This window comes from Clavibacter lycopersici, assembly GCF_003576405.1.
In the GTDB taxonomy this organism is placed as follows: domain Bacteria; phylum Actinomycetota; class Actinomycetes; order Actinomycetales; family Microbacteriaceae; genus Clavibacter; species Clavibacter lycopersici.
In genome coordinates, this window is sequence record NZ_QWGT01000358.1 from 1 (window position 1) to 1938 (window position 1938).

Genomic DNA, 1938 nt, shown 5'->3' on the forward strand with positions numbered 1-1938 from the left:
CGCCCAGCTCTCCGCGACGCCCACGCTCGTGGGCGGCGCGGTGGGCCCCGTGCCCGCGTCGCCGACCTCCGGCAGCGCGACCTGCGTGGCGAGCGGCACGGACCGCGGGCGGTGCACGTACCGGTCCGCCGCCGGGTTCACCGGGGTCGACGTCTTCGACTACGCGCTCCAGAGCGGCGCGGGCACGTGGAACGTGCGGGTCACGATCACCGTCACGCCCGTCAACCGCCCCGCCGTCGCGCGGGCCGACCGGATCGTCGCGACGGTCGGCGGGCCGGACGTGACCGTCGATCCGCTCGCCAACGACACCGACGTGGACGGCGACGCCCTCGCCATCACGGGTGCCACGCCGCCCGCCGGGCTGCCCGGGTCGTTCAGCTGCACGGCCGCGCTCTGCACGTACCGGCCGCCGGCCGCGGGGACGCCGGGATCCACCGTCGTGGCGTACGCGATCACCGACCGGCCGGCCACGCCCGGCACCGGGATCGCCGCGACGTCGACCATCACCGTGTTCCTGGATCCCGCGCCGCTCGCGCCCCGCGGCTTCACGCACCGGGACGACGCGAGCCTCGGCGCCTCCACGGGCACCTGGACGAGCACGACGACCGTCACCGCCGCGACCGCGAGCTGCGTCGCCGGCCGACCGGTCACGGCGGTGTCCTGGGCGCAGGTCCCGGGCGCCACCGACCAGCTCGTCGAGCGGCGCCTCGCGGGCGCGACGCCCGGCGCCTGGATCACGGTCGCCCGCCTCGCCGGCACCGCCACGTCGTTCTCGGACGACCGGCTGGGCGAGTCCCGCTCCTACCAGTGGCGCATCCGGCCCGACCTGCACCGCTGGGTCGGCGTCGCGAGCGCGCCCTCGTCCGCCGTCGCCCAGCCGGCGGCCGTCTCCGCGGTGGGCTGCTGATGCCCGCCCTGCGACCCCCCAGGCCGCATCCGCCCCCGGATGCGGCGACACGTCCCCACGATCACGACCATCACCGCACCAGCAGGAACAGCACCAGCACCACCCGCGTAGACCGCGCACCGCGTCACCCATCGAGAGGAACCACCATGAGCACCACCCAGGCACCCCAGCGTCGTCGCCCCTGGAACAAGATCGTCGCCACCGGCGCGGTCGTCGCCGTCGGCGCCATCGTCACCGGCGGGGCGTTCGCCATCTTCACCGACTCCGACACGGCGACCCTCCAGGCCGACGCGGGTCAGCTCGACATCGTCGCCACGGGCGACTACACGGTCTCGGACATCGCGCCCGGGGACACCGTGCAGCGCCCGATCCTGATCGAGCTGCCCGACGCCACCAACGACGGCGACCTCGTCGAGTCCGTCCAGCTGTCCTACGCCGTGACGGCGGAGACCGCCGGCACGAACGACCCGGCGCTGGCGGGTGACGGCGAGTCCATCGTCACCGGGGCCGACGGCCTCACCTACTCGCTGCAGACCTGCGTCGGCGGCGAGTGGACCTCGACGACCGACCCGGTGGGCGCGTACACCTGCTCGGGCACCGTCCAGCCGACCGGTGCGGGCACCCTCGCCTCCATCACCGGCGCGGGCAACTCCACCACGCTCACGCCCGCGAACTTCGGCGTCACGCCGACGGCCGACGGCACCTTCCCGAGCGACACCGCCGACGTGGAGCTCAACACCCTGATGGTCCTGCAGCTGCCGGACACCGCGGACAACGACTACGAGAACGCGGCCGCCTCGCTGACGTTCACCGCAGCCGCGATCCAGCGCGACGGCGTCCAGCGCTGATCGCCCCGACCGGGCCCCGGCACGCGCCGGGGCCCGGTCGCCCGGCGTCGCGTACGCGCGCCGCCCGCTGCACCCGCTCCCTCTTCATCCGTCCCGACCCGGAGGACCCGACCATGCGCGCACACCGCGGCACCGGCAGCATCGCCGCCGCCGCGCTGTGCCTGGCGCTGGCCGCCTCGGGTC

At 75.4% G+C, this 1938-nt stretch carries 2 protein-coding genes; both read left to right on the forward strand.

Annotation, left to right across the window (positions count from 1 at the left end; all coding sequences use genetic code 11):
* The coding region (locus DZG00_RS15045; RefSeq protein ID WP_233550161.1) for an Ig-like domain-containing protein at positions 1 to 907 on the forward strand (907 nt) is incomplete at its 5' end.
* A 146-nt stretch (positions 908 to 1053) separates the two neighbouring features.
* Complete coding sequence (locus DZG00_RS15050) at positions 1054 to 1755, forward strand: TasA family protein (RefSeq protein ID WP_119383295.1); 702 nt, start codon at positions 1054 to 1056, stop codon at positions 1753 to 1755.
* Positions 1756 to 1938 lie beyond the last annotated feature (183 nt).

Bases quoted from the DNA above. Each gene is read 5' to 3' on its own strand.
- DZG00_RS15050 (WP_119383295.1), top strand. From the start codon at position 1,054: ATGAGCACCACCCAGGCACCCCAGCGTCGTCGCCCCTGGAACAAGATC.